The sequence below is a fragment of the Streptomyces sp. NPDC002476 genome (assembly GCF_042889785.1).
Classification (GTDB): domain Bacteria; phylum Actinomycetota; class Actinomycetes; order Streptomycetales; family Streptomycetaceae; genus Streptomyces.
The window spans coordinates 35,259-51,657 of sequence record NZ_JBIARH010000045.1; the positions used below are offsets into that span (position 1 = coordinate 35,259).

13 protein-coding genes are annotated in these 16,399 nt (G+C 71.4%); 8 read left to right on the forward strand and 5 right to left on the reverse strand.

Annotation, left to right across the window (positions count from 1 at the left end):
- The first annotated feature begins 85 nt into the window (after positions 1–85).
- The 3 genes from ACFYXM_RS32200 to ACFYXM_RS32210 all read left to right on the forward strand — a co-directional run bounded on the left by ACFYXM_RS32200 (position 86) and on the right by ACFYXM_RS32210 (position 2,267).
- Positions 86–634 carry a hypothetical protein gene (locus ACFYXM_RS32200; protein WP_389294723.1) on the forward strand — a complete coding sequence of 183 codons (549 nt, stop codon included), beginning with the start codon at positions 86–88 and terminating at the stop codon, positions 632–634.
- Positions 634–1,782, forward strand: coding sequence for a hypothetical protein (locus tag ACFYXM_RS32205; RefSeq protein ID WP_389294724.1), 1,149 nt, complete (start codon positions 634–636; stop codon positions 1,780–1,782). Before ACFYXM_RS32200 ends, ACFYXM_RS32205 begins: the two co-directional genes overlap by 1 nt.
- A 116-nt stretch (positions 1,783–1,898) precedes the next feature.
- On the forward strand, positions 1,899–2,267 hold the full coding sequence (locus ACFYXM_RS32210) for a hypothetical protein (protein ID WP_389294726.1): 369 nt from the start codon (positions 1,899–1,901) through the stop codon (positions 2,265–2,267).
- Positions 2,268–2,415: 148 nt separating this feature from the next.
- Here ACFYXM_RS32210 and ACFYXM_RS32215 read toward each other — a convergent pair whose 3' ends face one another.
- The 3 genes from ACFYXM_RS32215 to ACFYXM_RS32225 are packed head-to-tail and all read right to left on the reverse strand — an operon-like array spanning position 2,416 to position 6,151.
- Positions 2,416–3,771, reverse strand: coding sequence for a M20/M25/M40 family metallo-hydrolase (locus ACFYXM_RS32215; protein WP_389294728.1), 1,356 nt, complete (start codon positions 3,769–3,771; stop codon positions 2,416–2,418).
- Positions 3,768–5,198 (reverse strand): cytosine permease, encoded by a 1,431-nt coding sequence (locus tag ACFYXM_RS32220; protein ID WP_389294730.1) that lies wholly within the window; start codon positions 5,196–5,198, stop codon positions 3,768–3,770. Before ACFYXM_RS32220 ends, ACFYXM_RS32215 begins: the two co-directional genes overlap by 4 nt.
- The gene (locus ACFYXM_RS32225; protein WP_389294732.1) at positions 5,198–6,151 is read right to left on the reverse strand and encodes a DUF1177 domain-containing protein; all 954 of its coding nucleotides are present in this window, start codon (positions 6,149–6,151) and stop codon (positions 5,198–5,200) included. Before ACFYXM_RS32225 ends, ACFYXM_RS32220 begins: the two co-directional genes overlap by 1 nt.
- A gap of 214 nt (positions 6,152–6,365) precedes the next feature.
- On the opposite strand from ACFYXM_RS32225, the gene ACFYXM_RS32230 reads away from it, so the two are divergent.
- Together ACFYXM_RS32230 and pepE are read left to right on the forward strand one after the other, a co-directional pair.
- A complete protein-coding gene (locus ACFYXM_RS32230; RefSeq protein WP_389294734.1) occupies positions 6,366–7,199 on the forward strand; it encodes an IclR family transcriptional regulator in 834 nt (277 codons plus the stop codon).
- Between the two features lie 88 nt (positions 7,200–7,287).
- Positions 7,288–8,016, forward strand: coding sequence for a dipeptidase PepE (gene pepE, locus ACFYXM_RS32235; protein WP_389294736.1), 729 nt, complete (start codon positions 7,288–7,290; stop codon positions 8,014–8,016).
- 210 nt (positions 8,017–8,226) lie between these two features.
- Here the strand turns inward: pepE and ACFYXM_RS32240 are convergent, their stop codons facing one another.
- Positions 8,227–9,624: an aldehyde dehydrogenase family protein gene (locus ACFYXM_RS32240; RefSeq protein ID WP_389294738.1), complete on the reverse strand. Its 1,398-nt coding sequence runs from the start codon at positions 9,622–9,624 to the stop codon at positions 8,227–8,229.
- Positions 9,625–9,780: 156 nt separating this feature from the next.
- On the opposite strand from ACFYXM_RS32240, the gene ACFYXM_RS32245 reads away from it, so the two are divergent.
- Complete coding sequence (locus ACFYXM_RS32245; protein ID WP_389294740.1) at positions 9,781–10,410, forward strand: TetR/AcrR family transcriptional regulator; 630 nt, start codon at positions 9,781–9,783, stop codon at positions 10,408–10,410.
- 231 nt (positions 10,411–10,641) lie between these two features.
- Here the strand turns inward: ACFYXM_RS32245 and ACFYXM_RS32250 are convergent, their stop codons facing one another.
- Positions 10,642–12,483 (reverse strand): MFS transporter, encoded by a 1,842-nt coding sequence (locus ACFYXM_RS32250; RefSeq protein ID WP_389294742.1) that lies wholly within the window; start codon positions 12,481–12,483, stop codon positions 10,642–10,644.
- 356 nt (positions 12,484–12,839) lie between these two features.
- Between ACFYXM_RS32250 and ACFYXM_RS32255 the strand changes: the two genes are divergently transcribed.
- Positions 12,840–15,026, forward strand: coding sequence for an acyl-CoA dehydrogenase (locus tag ACFYXM_RS32255; RefSeq protein ID WP_389294744.1), 2,187 nt, complete (start codon positions 12,840–12,842; stop codon positions 15,024–15,026).
- Between the two features lie 59 nt (positions 15,027–15,085).
- Positions 15,086–16,309: a lipid-transfer protein gene (locus ACFYXM_RS32260; RefSeq protein ID WP_389294746.1), complete on the forward strand. Its 1,224-nt coding sequence runs from the start codon at positions 15,086–15,088 to the stop codon at positions 16,307–16,309.
- The last annotated feature ends 90 nt before the right edge of the window (positions 16,310–16,399 follow it).

The following is a 16,399-nucleotide window of genomic DNA, read 5'->3' on the forward strand; positions in this document are numbered from 1 at the left end:
GGGCGTCATGAGTTCCTGATCACTATTAGTCTCGCTCCCGGCACTGGTCTGCGAGGGAGAACGAGGAAGGCGATCAAGGACGCTCATGGCCGACACATCACTACCGAAGCCGGATGCACTTCCGCTCACGCCGGACGAATTGAAAAAGCGTGACCTCGAGTGGGCGGAATCGCTGTACCAGGCGCCGCCTGCAGACAGCTACGCCGACCCCACGGCTCCCGTTCCGCTCCAGCCGACTTCACCACTCCGGCCCCAGCCGCCGCTCCTCATGCCCCCCGGTTCCCCTGGCACGGGCGGTCAGGGGCAGGGGGAGCAGCTCAGGATCACGCCGTCCGTCCTCAACAAGGCTGCCGACAGGGCGGATGAGATTCTCACCGCGTTCTCCCAACCCGCCGCCTCGCTCGAAGCCCCGGTCCGGGCCGCGGTATCCGCGCTTTCGGACTGGCAGTCGGCTCGTGCTCTGCGCGAGGCTCACAAGCGTTGGGAACAACAGGCAGGCACTGTGGCAGCCTGGCTCGGTCACATCGCCGAAAGTCTCCGGGCCGGCGCCCGCGACTACACCAGGGCGGACGTTGCCGTCGATGAGGCTGTCCGCAACGTGCGGCCGCGTAGGTCACTGCTCGAAGGGCTGTAGTGGTTTCTTTCTATCGCGAGATCCTGGACACCGACTTGGGCCCGTTGCAGAAGGTCGTCGACCAGTGGCGGACCGCACACAAGGGCATCAGCGGACTGGGCAAGCGGGTGCACGACGAGATGCTCGGCCCACTGCGTGACAAGGGCTACTGGGAGGGCGCCGCGGCTCCCTATGCCTGGCGGATGATCGACGACATCCAGCGGCAACTGGAGCAGGCCACCAAGGTCGCGGCAGCCGTGGCGGGGGTGCTCGAAGACGCCCTGGGCGAACTGAAGGCTGTGAAAGCCGCGCTTCAGGACGCCGTGCGACGGGCTGAGGACAAGGGCCTCTTCATCTATCCGGACGGTTCCGTCTCACCCTCCACCATCGGGGGCCGGTCCACGGTGATCGAGAAGGGTTCGGAGGAGGAGAAGATCATCGAAGATGCCTCACGGGAGATCGTCGACCTGGTCAAGCGGGGCATCGTCGCTGACCAGAATCTGGCGTTCGCCCTGATGGCGGACATCGGGCTGGGGACGTGGTTCAACAGAGACCCGCAGCACAGAGACATCGACAACACCGACAAGATCAACGAGGACGACTACAACGCGTTCAGCCGGATCCTGAGTGGCAAGGACCCCTACCCCGTGCACAAGGGCGAGGGCCCGTACGAGCTGGGCCGGGACTGGGTGACCGGTATCGGCCCGCGCGAGCGGGAGTACGCGGTCGACGACGAGATGACCAAGGCGATCCGGTCCAGCGTGAGCATGGAGCAATTGCGCGAGGACACCCTCGCGGAGTGGCGTGAGCAGGGCAAGACGGATGGCACTGTCAGTTACTCGATCTCTGCCGGAGGGAAGATCGGAGCCTTGAAGAAGCTGGTGTTCACCGACTTGCCCGCGATCGTCACGGGGGACGAAGACCACTTGGGCGAAGCCTTCGTGGGCTCCTACTCCCTGGACTACAAGGTCCAGGGACAGGACCCGGACGGATCACTGATCGTCCAATACACCCTGGAGAACAACACAAGCAACGAATCCTTCCTCCACTATGTCGGCTACTACGACTGGTTGGAGAACTTCAACCGGGACGAGGGCTTGTTCTCCACCGTAGGCCAGACGATCGTGTGGACCGAGCGCATTCCGGCAGGCGGGGAGCAACACCGATGAACTCCTGTCTCTCCCGCGCTCGCGGGGCTTTGTTCGTGGTCGTGGCTCTCGCCGGAACGGTCAGCGGGTGCGGTTCCGACGCGTTCGAACGTTGTGTCCCGCAGGGGTCCACCGCAGTGAGCTCGGTCGATCTCGCCGGTACCTTCGAGGGCGTCCGGGACGCGAAAGGCGTACGCCTGACCCTCACCACCGCTCCGGGGCAGGCGGGCGGCACACTCACAGTGCGGAACTGGCCCACCGGGGACTACTACCGGGCCGAACTGGGCGAAACCTTCGACGGCTCCGGCACGTGGGAGATCGACCGGCCTACCACCTCGGACGCATCCCCTCTGCTGCGGCTGCACTTCGACAAGCCCAGGGACATGCTGCGTGGCGACACGGTAGATCTCCTGGCGATCGCAGTGGACTCCGATCGTGCCGTCATCTACGAGAACGATGATCCCGACACCTGCCCGTCCTTCCGCTTGGACCTGAAGAAACCCTGACCCCTGAAGAAACCCTGACCGCGGAGCGGGTCGACTCCTCGCGGAACCGCCCCGCGACGCCGTACGCCCCCACCGGGCGGGGTGTCCGGTGGGGGCGTACGGGGGGTGAGCCCGGGTCGGGCCGTCCGGCGGGGCTGCGATGTGGTGGTCAGCAGCTCTGCCAGAGTCGGGTCATGACGCGGACGCCGAAGCGCAGGCCCTCCAGGGGCACGCGTTCGTCCACGCCGTGGAAGAGGCGGCCGTAGTCCAGGTCGTGCGGGAGCTTGAGGCCCTTGAAGCCGAAGCAGCGGATGCCGAGGCGGGTGAACGCCTTGGCGTCGGTGCCGCCCGGGTTGCAGTACGGGACGGGGTGGCCGTCCGGGTCCTCGGCGCGTACCGCCGCGCACATGGCGTCGACCAGCGGGCCGTCGAACGTCGTCTCCATCGCGATGTCGTGGTTGACCCACTCGCGGGTGACCGAGGGCAGGAGGAGCCGGTCGATGGTGTCGATCAGCTCCTGCTCGTGGCCGGGCAGGAAGCGGCCGTCCACCCGGGCCGTCGCCTTTCCGGGGATGACGTTGGTCTGGTAACCGGCGTCGAACATGGTGGGGTTCGCGGAGTTGCGGAGCACCACCTGCATGAAGTCGGAGACCGGGCCCAGCCGTTCGAGGCTGCCCTCGATGTCGTCCTCGTCGAACTCGACCCCGTAGAGGCGGGCGGCCTCTTCGAGGAGGGCGCGCACCGGTTCGATCAGGCGGATCGGGAAGGTCTCGCGGCCGATGCGGGCCAGCGACTCCGCGAGGTCGGTGACCGCGTTCTCGTCGTTGGGGGAGGAGCCGTGGCCGGCGCGGCCGGTGGCGGTCAGCTCCATCCAGGCCATGCCGCGCTGGGCGTTCTCGATCGGGTAGAGGCGGCGGGTGCCGTCGATCGCGAAGGAGAAGCCGCCGCCCTCGCCGATCGCCTCGGTGACCCCGGCGAACAGGTCCGGGCGGTGCTCGACCAGCCAGTGGGCGCCGAACTGCCCGCCCGCCTCCTCGTCGGCGAGGAACGCGAGGACCAGGTCACGGGAGGGCTGGGTGCCGGTGCGGGCGAAGTGACGGGCGGTGGCCAGCATGACGGCCACCGTGTCCTTCATGTCGATCGCCCCGCGCCCCCACAGATATCCGTCGCGGATCTCGCCGGAGAAGGGCGGGACCTGCCACTCGGAGGCGTCGGCGGGTACGACGTCCAGGTGGCCGTGGACCAGCAGGGCGCCGCGCTCCGGGTCGGCGCCCGCGATCCGGGCGATCACGTTGGCGCGGCCCGGGGCCGATTCGACCAGTTCGGACTCGATGCCCACTTCGGCGAGGCGGCCCACCACCCAGTCGGCGCAGGCGCGCTCGTCGCTGGTGGGGTTCGAGGTGTCGAACCTGATCAGCTCGGCGCAGAGGGTGACGACCTCGTCCTGGGACAGCTCGGAGGCCGGGACGAGAGGAGTGCCGGGGTCGGGGTTGGTCATGTCGTTCCCAAGGTCGCTGGTGGTCATGCTGCTCCCACCGGGGTCGTGTCACGGGCGGCCGGGGCGTCGGCGTCCGTGTCGTCCAGGGTGGAGGTGCCGTACGGCTTCACCCAGCCCAGCAGGCCGAGGACGCTGTACAGGACGAAGGCGGTGGCCAGCGAGTTCAGGGCCGGGATGCCTCCGTCGTAGAACTTGCCGACGCAGAACGCCGCGATCCAGATGACGAGGGACATCGGCACCCAGGTCGGCGAGGTCTTCGGCAGGGTCTCGGACTCCCGCGTGTCGTCCAGCGGCTTGCGCATCCGCTTCACGACCCAGTACTCGGCCACGATGATGCCGCCGATCGGCGGGATCGCGACGCCGAGCACGGACAGGAAGTCGGTGAAGTGGGTCATGATCCCGACGGCGGACAGGACGGTGCCCGCGACACCCAGGACGATCGTGATGAACCCGCGGTGCAGCCGCTTGCCGAAGACGACCTGGAAGAAGTTGACGACGCCGAGCGACGAGCCGTACAGGTTCCAGTCGTTGATCTTCGCGGTGGACATCAGGACCACCAGGACGCCGAAGACACCGGAGGTGGACAGCACGATGTGCGAGACCTCGCTGCTCTTGACCAGGTGGCCCAGGAGCACACCGGTCATGCCGACGATGTACTCGGACAGGATCATCGACGAGGCGCTCTGCAGGAAGACGTGCGAGCCCTTCTTGTTGTACCGGGTCATCTCCGGGGCCACGATCGCGCCGGTCATGAAGCCGCCCGCGATGGCGGTGGCGGCGACGGCGAGCGGGATGGTCGGGCCGGGGGCCGGCGAGTCGATCAGATCGCCGATCGAGTGGTCCTTCAGTGTCGAGACGACCGACCAGGCGACCATCGCGAAGAAGAGCGGGGTCACGATCTTGGCGAAGACGGCCATGTAGCGGAAGCCGAAGATCACCAGGGCGGTGATGGCGATGCCCGCCAGAACGCACCACAGCCAGGACGGCCCGCCGACGAGCGCGGAGACGCTGTTGCCGAAGATCGTGTTCTGGACGCCGAACCAGCCGACCAGGCTCACCGCGATGACGAAGCTGACCAGCGCGGAACCGTTGCGGCCGAAGCCCACCCAGCGGGTCAGCATCGGGGTCGCCAGGCCCTCGCGCATGCCGGCCATGCCGATGGCGAAGATCACGACCTCCAGGATCACCGCCCCGAGCGTGAACGCGAGGAAGGCGTCCCCGAACGTCATCCCGACACCGATGGTGGCGCCGAGGGTGAACTGCGAGATCGAACCGGACTGGGCCAGCCACTGGAGCAGCATCGACCAGAAACCGAACCGCTTGTCGCGCGGGACGCGGGAGAGCGAGTAGTCGTCGCTGCCGATGCTCTTCGCCTCGGGGGTGCCGCTCGTCCCGCGGGTGTCGCCGTTTCTCGCCGCGCGGGTCGCGGCACCGGCCTTCGGGGTGGCTGCCATCAGGACTCCTGGGGGGTACGGCCGAGGGTCTGGAGGTGAGCCAGCGACCCGTAGCGGCTGACGAGGTTGTCGAACTCCACCGCGTCGTGGAAGTCCAGGTGGCCGCCGCCGTAGGACTTGGCGACCTCCACGGCGTAGCGGGCGGCGGAGGCGATGTCCGCCTCGTGGCTCGCACCCGTGGCGCAGCCCGGCACCGCGGCGGCCGAGGTGACAGCCAGGCCGACGACCGGGGCGGCCGTCGCGGTGGCGGGCTGGAGGATCGAATTGATGTGGTGTGCACCGTTACCGTACGGGGTGATGTCCTGCGTGGTCACGGGATACGTGACCAACGGCTCACCGGTCACCACGGCCAGCAGTTCGCCCAGCGCCTCGCTGACCCGCAGCACCCAGCCCTCCTTGACGGTGGGGGACAGGGCGAGGCCCTTGTGGTTGATGATGCGGTTGCCCTTGGTGGTGTCGATGGAGAGCACGGCCTCCATGTCGTCGGTCACCTCGTGGCGGTTCATGGTGGCGATGTCCACGGGCGAGCCCATGAACGGCACCGGGTCGTGCGGCTCGGTCGGCGCGTTCGGGCAGATGTGGGTGGCGACGACCACGTCGCCGGGCAGCACGTCGCCGCGGCGGCGCATGTCCAGCAGCTTGGCGGCGGTGGCCAGCGCGGCGACCGCCCCGTCGGCGTCGGAGACCATGCCGGTCACCTCGGGCCGGGCGCCGATGCCGCCGAGCCGGCCCACCACGCCCAGCGTGCGGGCGTCGCCGCCGGACGCGCGCCCTCGCGCACCCGGGATGCGGACCAGCACGAAGTCCGTCGAGCCGTGCTCGCCGGTCACCGTGGTGACCTGTGCGGATGCGCCCTCGGCCCCGCTGACGGAGTCGAGGTACCCGGCTACCGCCTGGCCATCGACCTGGGGATCGTCCAGCAGATCGACGATGTCCAGCACGTACTTCAACATGAGGGGCCTTTCTCGCTCGTCCGGACACCCGGGCTTCACGCATCCGGGCATCCGGGTCCCACTCGTCCGGACACCGGCAGGTGCGGTCCGGGCACCCGGGCCCGCGCCCGGCGGGGGCAAGAAGACGGGGCGGGGTGCTGAGGCAACATTCGGGATCGGATAGCGTTGAACGCAACAGTTTCCCGTTATTTGCAATTCACGTCTGAATGGTGAGATGGCCATGGCGGACTTCGATCTCGACCGGCGCACCCCCGCCGGGGCACTGCAAACCGTCGACCGGGCGCTCCTCGTGCTGCTCGCCTTCGAACGGACCCGGCCCGACTGGGGCGTCACGGAGGTCGCCGCGGAGTTCGGGTGGGACACCTCCGTCGCCCAGCGGCTGCTCGCCACCCTCGCCGGGCGCGGCTTCCTCGTCTCCGACCCCGTCACCCGCCGCTACCGCATCGGCCCCGCCGTGCTGCGGCTGGGCCGGCTCTGGGAGCGTTCCGGATCACTGGAGCTGCTGGCCGGGCCCGTCCTGGAGGAGCTGCGCCGGGTCACCGGCGACACCGTGCTGTTCTGCCTGCCCGACAGCTTCCACATGCGGTGCGTCGCCGCCGAGGAGGGGAAGGCCGGACCGCTGCGCTATCACCCGTTGGTCGGTGAGCTCTACCCGGCGCACGCCGGCGCGACGAGCAAGTCCTACTACGCGTACCTGCCCGACGAGCAGCGCCACCGGCTGTTCCGTGGCCGGCCCATGGCCCGCTTCACCGACCGGACGGTCACCGATCCGGACCGGCTGGAGGAGGAGTTCATCAAGATCCGCTCCCAGGGGTACGCCTGGACGGTCGGCGAGTACGACACCGGCATCGCGACCGTCGCCGTGCCCGTCTTCCTGGGGCGCGAACCGTACGGGAGCCTCAGCCTCGGCGGCGCCGAGGAACTCTTCCGGGGGGCGCCCGAGGGCCGGCTCGAACCCCTGCGCCACGCCGCCCAGCTGCTGGAGAAGCGCCTCACCCAGCCCCCGCAGCGCCCCAAGTCGCGCGCCCGGCGCCCGCGTACCGCCTGATGGCCCGGAAGAGACCCGTGCGCGGGGCCGGGAGCCCGTGACCCGTATGAGGCCCGGACAACACCGAAGAGAACCGAGAGGACCCCTTGTGAATCTGCTCCTGCTCTCCAACTCCACCCAGTACGGGCGCGGTTACCTGGAACACGCCCTCGACACCGTCACCGCGTTCCTGCCCTCCGGCGCCCGGCTGGCCTTCGTGCCGTACGCGCTCGCCGACTACACCGCGTACACCGCGCGCGTCCGCGACGCCCTCGCGCCGTCCGGCATCACCGTTCGCGGCGTGCACGAGAACGCCGACCCGGTCGCCGAACTCGCCGCGTCCGACGCCGTGTTCATCGGCGGCGGCAACTCCTTCCGGCTGCTGAGCGCCCTGTACCGGACCGGGCTGCGGGACGCCGTGACCGAGGCGGTGCGCGACGGGCTGCCGTACATGGGCGCCAGCGCCGGCACGAACATGGCGGCGCCCACCCTGCGCACCACCAACGACATGCCCATCGTGGAGCCGCCGTCCTTCGAGACGCTCGGGCTGATCCCGTTCCAGATCAACCCGCACTACCTCGACCCCGACCCGGAGAGCACCCACAAGGGCGAGACGCGCGAGGAGCGGCTCACCGAGTTCCTGGAGGAGAACGACGTGCCGGTGCTCGGCCTGCGCGAGGGCTCGTGGCTGCGGGTCGACGGGCGTCATGCCCGGGTGCGGGGCGCCCGTCCCGCCCGGCTGTTCGTCCGTGGCGCGGAGCCGCAGGAGCTGCCCGCCGGGACGGACGTCTCCCATCTGCTCGCGACGACACCGCGGTTCGACGCGCCGGTGCGCTGACGACCGCGCCCGCCGACGGCGCCGGTGTGCCGACGGCCCCGGCAGGTCGGCAACCCCGGTGCATCGGCTGCCCCCGGCCTGGCGGTTGCCCCGGCGTGGCGGCGGTTTTGCGACGCCGCCGCGCCCGTTGCCGGGGCGCGGGAAGGGCGCGGGCGGGCGGCCGGGGCGGGGGAGCGGTGCCGGTGGGCGGCCGGGGGAGCGGCGTCGCCCTCACGTCAACCGGCGCAGCAGCCGCGCCTTGCCCGCGGTGAACGGCGGGTAGGCCACGCGCAGGGTGTCCGCCGGCAGCGGCTTGTCGAGGACGGACTTGGTGTGACTGAAGGTGTCCAGCGAGTGCCGGCCGTGGTAGCCGCCCAGGCCGCTCTCGCCGACGCCGCCGAAGGGCAGGCCCGGCACGGTGAGGTGGGCGTTGGGGACGCCGAAGGCCAGGGCGCCCGAGGAGGTCTCCGCGACCAGCCGCCGCTTCGAGCGGCCCGAGGCCGTGAAGGCGTACAGGGCCAGCGGCTTGTCCCGGGCCGTGATGAACGCGATCGCCGCGTCCAGATCGGGAACGCGGACGATCGGCAGGATCGGCCCGAAGATCTCCTCGCGCATCACCCCCGACCCGGGATCGACATCGGCGAGCACGGTCGGGGCGATGTAGCGGTTCGCCCGGTCGTGGCCGCCCCCGGTCACGGTCCGGCCGTCCGCCAGCAGGGCCGTCAGCCGGTCGAAGTGGCGCTCGTCGACGACGCGCCCGTAGTCGGCGCTCGCGGCGGGGTCGTCGCCGTACATCTCCCGGATCGCCGCGGTCAGATGGGACTCGATCCCGCTCGCCGCGTCGCCGACCGCGAGCACGTAGTCGGGGGCGACGCAGGTCTGGCCGGCGTTCATGAACTTGCCCCAGGCGATGCGGCGGGCCGCCGTCGCGAGATCGGCGCCGGGTTCGACGACGGCGGGGCTCTTGCCCCCCAGCTCCAGGGTGACCGGCGTGAGATGGCGGGCCGCGGCAGTCATGACCACGCGCCCTACGGTGCCGTTGCCCGTGTAGAAGATGTGGTCGAACCGCTGCTCCAGCAGGTCCGTCGTCTCCGGCACACCGCCTTCGACGACGGCCACGGCCGCCGGATCCAGGACCCGGGGCAGCCAGTGGGCCAGCGCCGCCGATGTGGCGGGGGCGAGTTCGCTGGGCTTGACCACCACACAGTTGCCCGCGGCGAGCGCGCCGACGAGCGGGGCCAGTGCCAGTTGCAAAGGGTAGTTCCAGGGGCTGATGACCAGGACCGTTCCCAGCGGTTCCCGTACGGTACGGGCCCGGGCCGGCTGGAGCGACAACGGCACCGGGACCCTGCGCGGACGCAGCCAGCGGTCCAGGCGGCGCAGGGTGTGGTCGATCTCCTTGATGGTGAACCCGATCTCGGTGACGTACGCCTCGACGGCGCTCTTGCCGAGGTCGGCGCGCAGGGCCGATACGAACACGTCCTCCTGCTCGACCAACAGGCGGCGCAGTGCGCGTAGTTGGGCCTTTCGCCAGGCTGTGGGCCTGGTACGGCCGGTGGTGTGGGCGGTGCGCAGGCGGGAGACGGTCGCCGCCGCGCCGACGGAACGGGTGCCGGTGGGAGTGCTCATGCCGCCGACCATATATGAAACGAAAGGATTTCGTTTCGATTCTGTATGCTGGTGTCATGACCTGCACCACGCGCCCCGGGGCCGCCGAAGACGCGGCGGTCCCGCTCGACCTGCTCACCCCGTCCGTCCTTCCGCGCGTCCCGGGGGTGGCAGCCGATGTCTGAGGCCGCACCGCGCCGGGGGCGCCCGCGCGACGCCGCCCGGGACCGGGCGCTGCTGGAGGCCACGCTGGCCGTCCTGGCCGAGAGCGGCTACGGCGGGCTGACCACGGCCGCCGTGGCGGCCCGCGCGGGGGTCTCCACCGCCACCCTCTACCGCCGCTGGTCCTCCAAGGAGGACCTCGTGGTCGCCGCGGCCGCCTCGTACGAAGAGGGTCTGGCGGCGCAGCCCGACACGGGCACCCTGGAGGGCGACCTGCGTGCCCTGCTCCGGGACAAGGCCGCCGCCCTGACCGGCGAGGGCGGACGGCTGATGCGGGCCCTGATCGGCGAGGCCACGCGCAACACGGTGCTGGCCGAGGCCCTCACGGCGGCCTTTCTGGCGCCGGTGCGCCGGCGCGTGGACGAGGTGGTGAGGCGCGCCGTCGCCCGGGGCGAGATCCCGCCGGTCGAGGACGCCGAGCTGCTCGGTGATGTGGTCGTGGGGCCGGTGATGAGCAGGTTCTTCCTCACGCCTCGGCTGCCGGACGAGGTGGACGCGGCCGCGGCGCGGGACATGGCCGACCGTCTCCTGCCCCTCGTCCTGCGGGCCGTGGGCGGCGGGGGCCGCGCGGGCGGCGCGTCCTGAACGGGCCCCGAGCGGGCACCGGGCAGTCCGGCGGGCCGACACGGCCCTCGCCCCGCCCGGCCCGTCGGGAAGCGCCGGACCGGCCCGGCGGGGCGAGGGACGTGTCGGCCCCTTCGCCGGGCGGGGAACGCGCCGTGCCGGTGGCAGGCGGGGAACGTGCTGGGCCGAGGGGAACGTGCTGGGTCGGGGCGGGCGGAAGACGTGTCCGGCCCGGTGGCCGGCGCGAGCCGGTCAGGCGCCGGGGCCCGCGAGTTCCGCGCGGCTCCCGTGCGGGGTCCTGGCCTCCAGCACCAGGTCGGCGTCGACCGCAAGCTCGTTGCCCGGACGGGTGACGGAGCGGGCGCGCGGCGCGTACCCGGTGGCCGAGCCGGCCAGGACGTAGGTGCCGCCGGACGGGGCGGGCAGCGCGTAGCGGCCGTCCTCGTCCGTCACGGTGAGACCGGCCTGATGCCCGTGGCGGTCGATCAGCGTGACATTGGCGCGGGCCACAGGGGCCCCGTCCTCGTCCAGCACCCGGCCCCGGAATCCGGCCGAGCCCGCGACGGTACGGGACGCGGTGGGTGCCGCGACCGGAGCCGACGCCCCGTCGTCCGCGCTGCCGGGACCTGCCGCAGCCGACGGCACCGGCCGCATCGCGGCACGCTGCGACGGCAGGAAAGCGGCCAGCACCAGCCCGGCCGCCACCGCCCCCGCCGCGATCAGGAACGAGGTCCGGAACCCTTCCATCGACGGCACCGCCACCCCGCCCGTCCGTACCGAGGTGTTCGCGAGCACCATCCCGATCACGGCGCTCGACGCCGACGTACCGATCGACCGCATCAGGCTGTTCAGGCCGTTGGCCGCGCCCGTCTCGGACGGGTCGACGGCCCCGTTGATCAGTGCGGGCAGCGAGGAGTACGCGAGTCCGATGCCGGCCCCGATCACCACCGTGATCACCACCGTCTGCCAGGCGGCGTCCATCAGCCCGAGCCCTGCCCCGTAACCGACCCCGATGACCAGCATCCCGAGCATCAGCGACGCCTTGGGGCCGCGGCGGGCGGACAGCCGGGCGTACAGCGGGGTCACGAACATCATCGTCAGGCCGAGCGGCGCCACGCACAGCCCGGCGACCACGAGCGACTGCCCGAGGCCGTAGCCCGTGGCCGTCGGCAGCTGGAGCAGTTGCGGCAGGACCAGCGACACCGCGTAGAAGGCGACCCCCACCATGATCGAGGCGAGGTTGGTCAGCAGCACCTCGCGCCGGGCGGTGGTCCGCAGATCGACGAGCGGTGCCGCGACGCGCAGTTCGAAGAGGCCCCACAGCCCGAGGATCAGCAGCGCGGCGCCGATCAGACCGAGCGTGGTGCCCGAGGTCCAGCCCCAGTCGCTGCCCTTGGTGACCGGCAGCAGCAGACAGACCAGGCCGAGCGAGAGCCCGAGCGCGCCGACCAGGTCGAACCGCCCGGGGGCGCGCAGCGTCGTCTCCGGTACGGCGAGGACGGTGAGCACCATCGCCAGCACCCCGAGACCGGCCGCGGCGAAGAACAGGGTGTGCCAGTCGAAGTGCTGGGCGATCAGCGCGGCGGCGGGCAGTGCGAGTCCGCCGCCCACCCCGATCGACGAACTCATCAGTGCCAGCGCCGACCCGAGCCGCTCACGGGGCAGTTCGTCGCGCATGATGCCGATGCCCAGCGGTATGACCCCCATCGCGAAGCCCTGGAGCGCGCGCCCCGCGATCATCACCACGAGAGCGTCGGTGAAGCCGCATATCAGGGAGCCGGTCACCATCACGGCGAGGCTGGCGAGCAGCATCTTCCGTTTGCCGTACAGATCGCCGAGCCGGCCCATGATCGGGGTGGACACGGCCCCCGCGAGCAGAGTCGCGGTCATCACCCAGGTGGCGTTGGACGGAGTGGTGCGCAGGAAGGCGGGCAGGTCCTTGATGACGGGGACGAGCAGGGTCTGCATCACGGCGACGGTGATGCCCGCGAAGGCGAGCACGGGGACGACACCGCCGTTCGCGCCGCGCGTTCGCGGATCGGGGCGTTTCTCGGTGTCGGTACGGGGGTGCTGTCCGTGGGACGTCTCTGGCATGCGTGCGGCCTCCGGGCGGCATGGTCGGGGGCGGTGATCGAGAGCAGGCGTCCGGGCGCGGCGGCGGAAGGCGCCGGCCGCCACGTACGTGCACGGTGCAACTTGCCATGGATGCGCGGTATTCCGGTGAACGCGGCGCGAACGGGGCACGGCAGCGCACATGGGCGTACTCGGCCCGAAGCGAGCGCCGGTGGGGCGTGGTTCGGCCGTCGGATCGCCGTCGCGCGGCGTGGGTGACAGGGAGTCGGCCGCTCCTCGCCGCTCCGGCCGTCCGACCGCATTCTGACCTTCCGTCAGAATGGAACGTGTTCTACTCTGGCCGCCCGTTCCAGTGGCTGCGACCGGCGAGGATCCGCATGGGCATCGGAATCACCGAAGAACAGAGGGAGTTGGCGCAAGCCGTACGGGGGTGGCTGGCCCGCGCCGTACCACCGGAGGAGGTGCGCAAGCTCCTCGACGCGGACGCCCCGGCCGTCCCCGGAGCGCGCCCCGGGTACTGGGGCGCGCTCGCGGAACAGGGCCTGCTCTCCGTCCATCTGCCCGAGAAGTACGGCGGCGGGGGCGGCCGGCTCCTCGATCTGGCCGTCGTCCTGGAGGAGACGGGCCGGGGCGTGCTTCCCGGCCCCTGCTTGGCGACCGCACTCGCCGCCGCCGTACTGCACGCGGCGGACGCCGGTGATCCGGTGCTGCGCGACCTCGCGTCCGGTCGGCGCGTCGGCGCCGTCGCCCTCGGGGCCGGCACCCTCACCGCCGTGGAGCACGGGGACGGCCACCTGCTCGACGGCGCGGCCCCGCCCGTCCTGTCCGGCGCCGACGCCGACCTCCTCCTGCTCCCCGCCGGATCGGCCGGCGGAACCCTCTGGTTCGCCGTCGACGCCACGGCCGGCGGGCTGACCGTCCGCCCGCACCGCGGCGTCGACCCCACCCGCCCCACGGCCGAGGTCCGCGCGGACGGTGTACTCGTCCCGGCGGGGCGCCTCGTGCGGACCGACACCGCGCAGGTCCGCGACCTCGCCGCCGTCCTCCTGAGCGCCGAGGCATGCGGCATCGCGTCCCGGGCGCTCGACACCGCCACCGAATACGCCAAGGTCCGCGAACAGTTCGGCCACCCCATCGGGCGGTTCCAGGCCGTCAAGCACCTCTGCGCCGACATGCTCGTCCGGGTCGAGCGGGCCCGTGCCCTGGTGTGGGACGCGGCCCGCGCCGCCGAGGAACCGGGCACGGACCCGGACGTGCGCTCCCTGGCCGCCGCCCTCGCGGCCTCCGAAGCCCTCGACGCCGCCCACGGCTGCGCCAAGGACTGCATCCAGATCCTCGGCGGCATCGGCTTCACCTGGGAACACGACGCCCACCTGTATCTGCGCCGGGCCGTGGTCGCCCGGCAATTGCTGGGCTCCGGGGACGCCCACCGGCTGCGGGCGCTGCGGCTCGCCGAGGGTGGGGCGCGCCGCGAACTCGTCCTCGAACTCCCCGCCGAGGCAGCCGACCACCGCGCCGAGGCCCGTGAGGCCGTCGCCGCCGTCCGTGGCCTCGACCCGAAGGCCGCCCGCCGCGCCCTCGCCCCCACCGGCTACGCCGCCCCGCACCTCCCCGCCCCGTACGGGCTGGGCGCGAGCCCCGTACAACAGCTCGCCGTGCAACAGGAGTTGAAGGCGCAGGGTGTACGGCTCAGCGATCTCGGCATCGCCACCTGGGTGATTCCCTCACTCATCGCCCATGGCACGCCCGAGCAGCAGGAGCGCTATCTGCTGCCCACCCTGCGCGGCGAACTCCAGTGGTGTCAGCTGTTCTCCGAGCCCGGCGCGGGTTCCGACCTCGCCTCGCTCCGCACGAGGGCGGAACGGACCGACGAGGGCTGGCGGATCAACGGGCAGAAGGTGTGGACGAGCGCCGCCCGCTCGGCCGACCACGGGATCCTGCTGGCACGGACCGACCCGGGCGCCCCCAAGCACCGGGGGATCGGCTACTTCCTGGTCGACATGAAGAAAACAGAGGGCATCGACATCCGCCCGCTGAAAGAGATCACCGGCGACTCCCTCTTCAACGAGGTGTACTTCGACGACGTCCTGCTGCCCGCCGACGCCGTCGTCGGCGCGCCGGACGACGGCTGGCGGGTCGCCCGCAACACCCTCGGCAACGAACGCGTCCACATGGCCGATCAGTTGACCTTCGACACCGGGCTGGAGGCGCTGATCGCCCGCTCCGGCGAACTCGACGGCAGCTACCGGGCCCGGATCGGCGCCTTCGCCGCCGAGGCCCACGCGCTCGCCTGCGTCTCCCTGCGCACCACCCTGCGCCAGGTGTCCGGCCTGGAACCCGGTGCGGGCGCCTCCGTACGCAAGCTCGTCCAGACCACCCACCAGCAGAAGGTCGCCGAGCTGGCCCTCGAACTCCTCGGCCCGGCCGGGGCGACCGCCGAGGGAGCGGCCGAGCGGGCCGTGCACGGCTTCCTGATGTCCCGCTGCCTGACCATCGCGGGCGGCACCACCCAGGTCCAGCTCAACGTCGTCGCCGAACGCATCCTCGGCCTCCCGCGCGACTGACGGAACGGAACGCGACCGAAGGAACGGAACGCGACCGAAGGAACGGAAGGGGTTCGTCCATGAAGCCGCATGAAACACGCAGGGCGTCCAAGGCGTACGTCGTCGGGGTCGGGATGACGAGGTTCGAGAAGCCCGAGACCCGCGACTGGCAGTACTGGGACATGGCGAAGGAGGCCGGGACGGCTGCCCTCGCCGACGCCGGGATCGACTACGCGCAGGTGCAACAGGTGCCCGTCGGCTACTGCTTCCAGCCGTCCACCGCCGGGCAGCGGGCCGTGTACGAGCTGGGGCTGACCGGGGTGCCCGTCTACAACGTCAACAACAACTGCGCCACCGGCTCCACCGCGCTGATGATGGCCCGGCAGTTCGTCGAGGGCGGCGCCGCCGACTGCGTTCTCGCGCTGGGCTTCGAGAAGATGTCCCGGGGCGCGCTCGGCGGGGGCGGGGCGGACGGTGGCGCCGCGGACTTCAGGACGTCCCCGGTCGCCCGCCACTACGGGGTGATGGCCGCCGCACACGGCTTCGAGATGAGCCCGCCCACCGCCCAGATCTTCGGCAACGCGGCCCGCGAGCACATGGACCGGTACGGGACGACCGAGGCGCAGCTCGCCGCGGTCGGCGCCAAGAACCACCGGCACTCGGTGAACAACCCGTACGCCCAGTTCCAGGACCCGTACACGGTCGAGGAGATCCTCGCCGCGAAGACCATCCACCGCCCGCTCACCAAGCTCCAGTGCTCACCCACCTCCGACGGGTCGGCCGCCGTCGTCGTCGTCTCGGAACGCTTCGTCGAGAGCCACGGTCTCGGCGACCGGGCGGTCGAGATCGTCGCCCAGGCCATGACCACCGACACCGAGGAGTCCTTCGCCTCCGGCACGTGCGTCGACGCGGTGGGGCAGCCGATGTCCCGGGCAGCCGCACAGCAGGTGTACGAGGCGTCCGGACTCTCGGCCGCCGACCTCGACGTGATCGAGCTGCACGACTGCTTCTCCATCAACGAACTCCTCACCTACGAGGCGCTCGGGCTGTGCGGCGAGGGCGAGTCCGGGAAGCTCGTCGAGTCCGGGGCCACCACGTACGGCGGCCGTTGGGTGGTCAACCCGTCCGGCGGGCTGATCTCCAAGGGGCACCCGCTCGGTGCCACCGGACTCGCCCAGGTCGCCGAACTCACCTGGCAGCTCAGGGGAGAGGCGGGGGAGCGACAGGTGGAGGGCGCCCGCACCGGCCTCGCCCACAACATCGGGCTCGGCGGGGCGGCGGTGGTGACGCTGTTGCGGAGTTGACATCCTCGCCCCCGTGAACGAGGGCGATTCCCGTCTACCGCGCCGTTGAAGGCTGCGGTGTCGGGTGGGTTCCCGCTTCGCTGCGCGGTG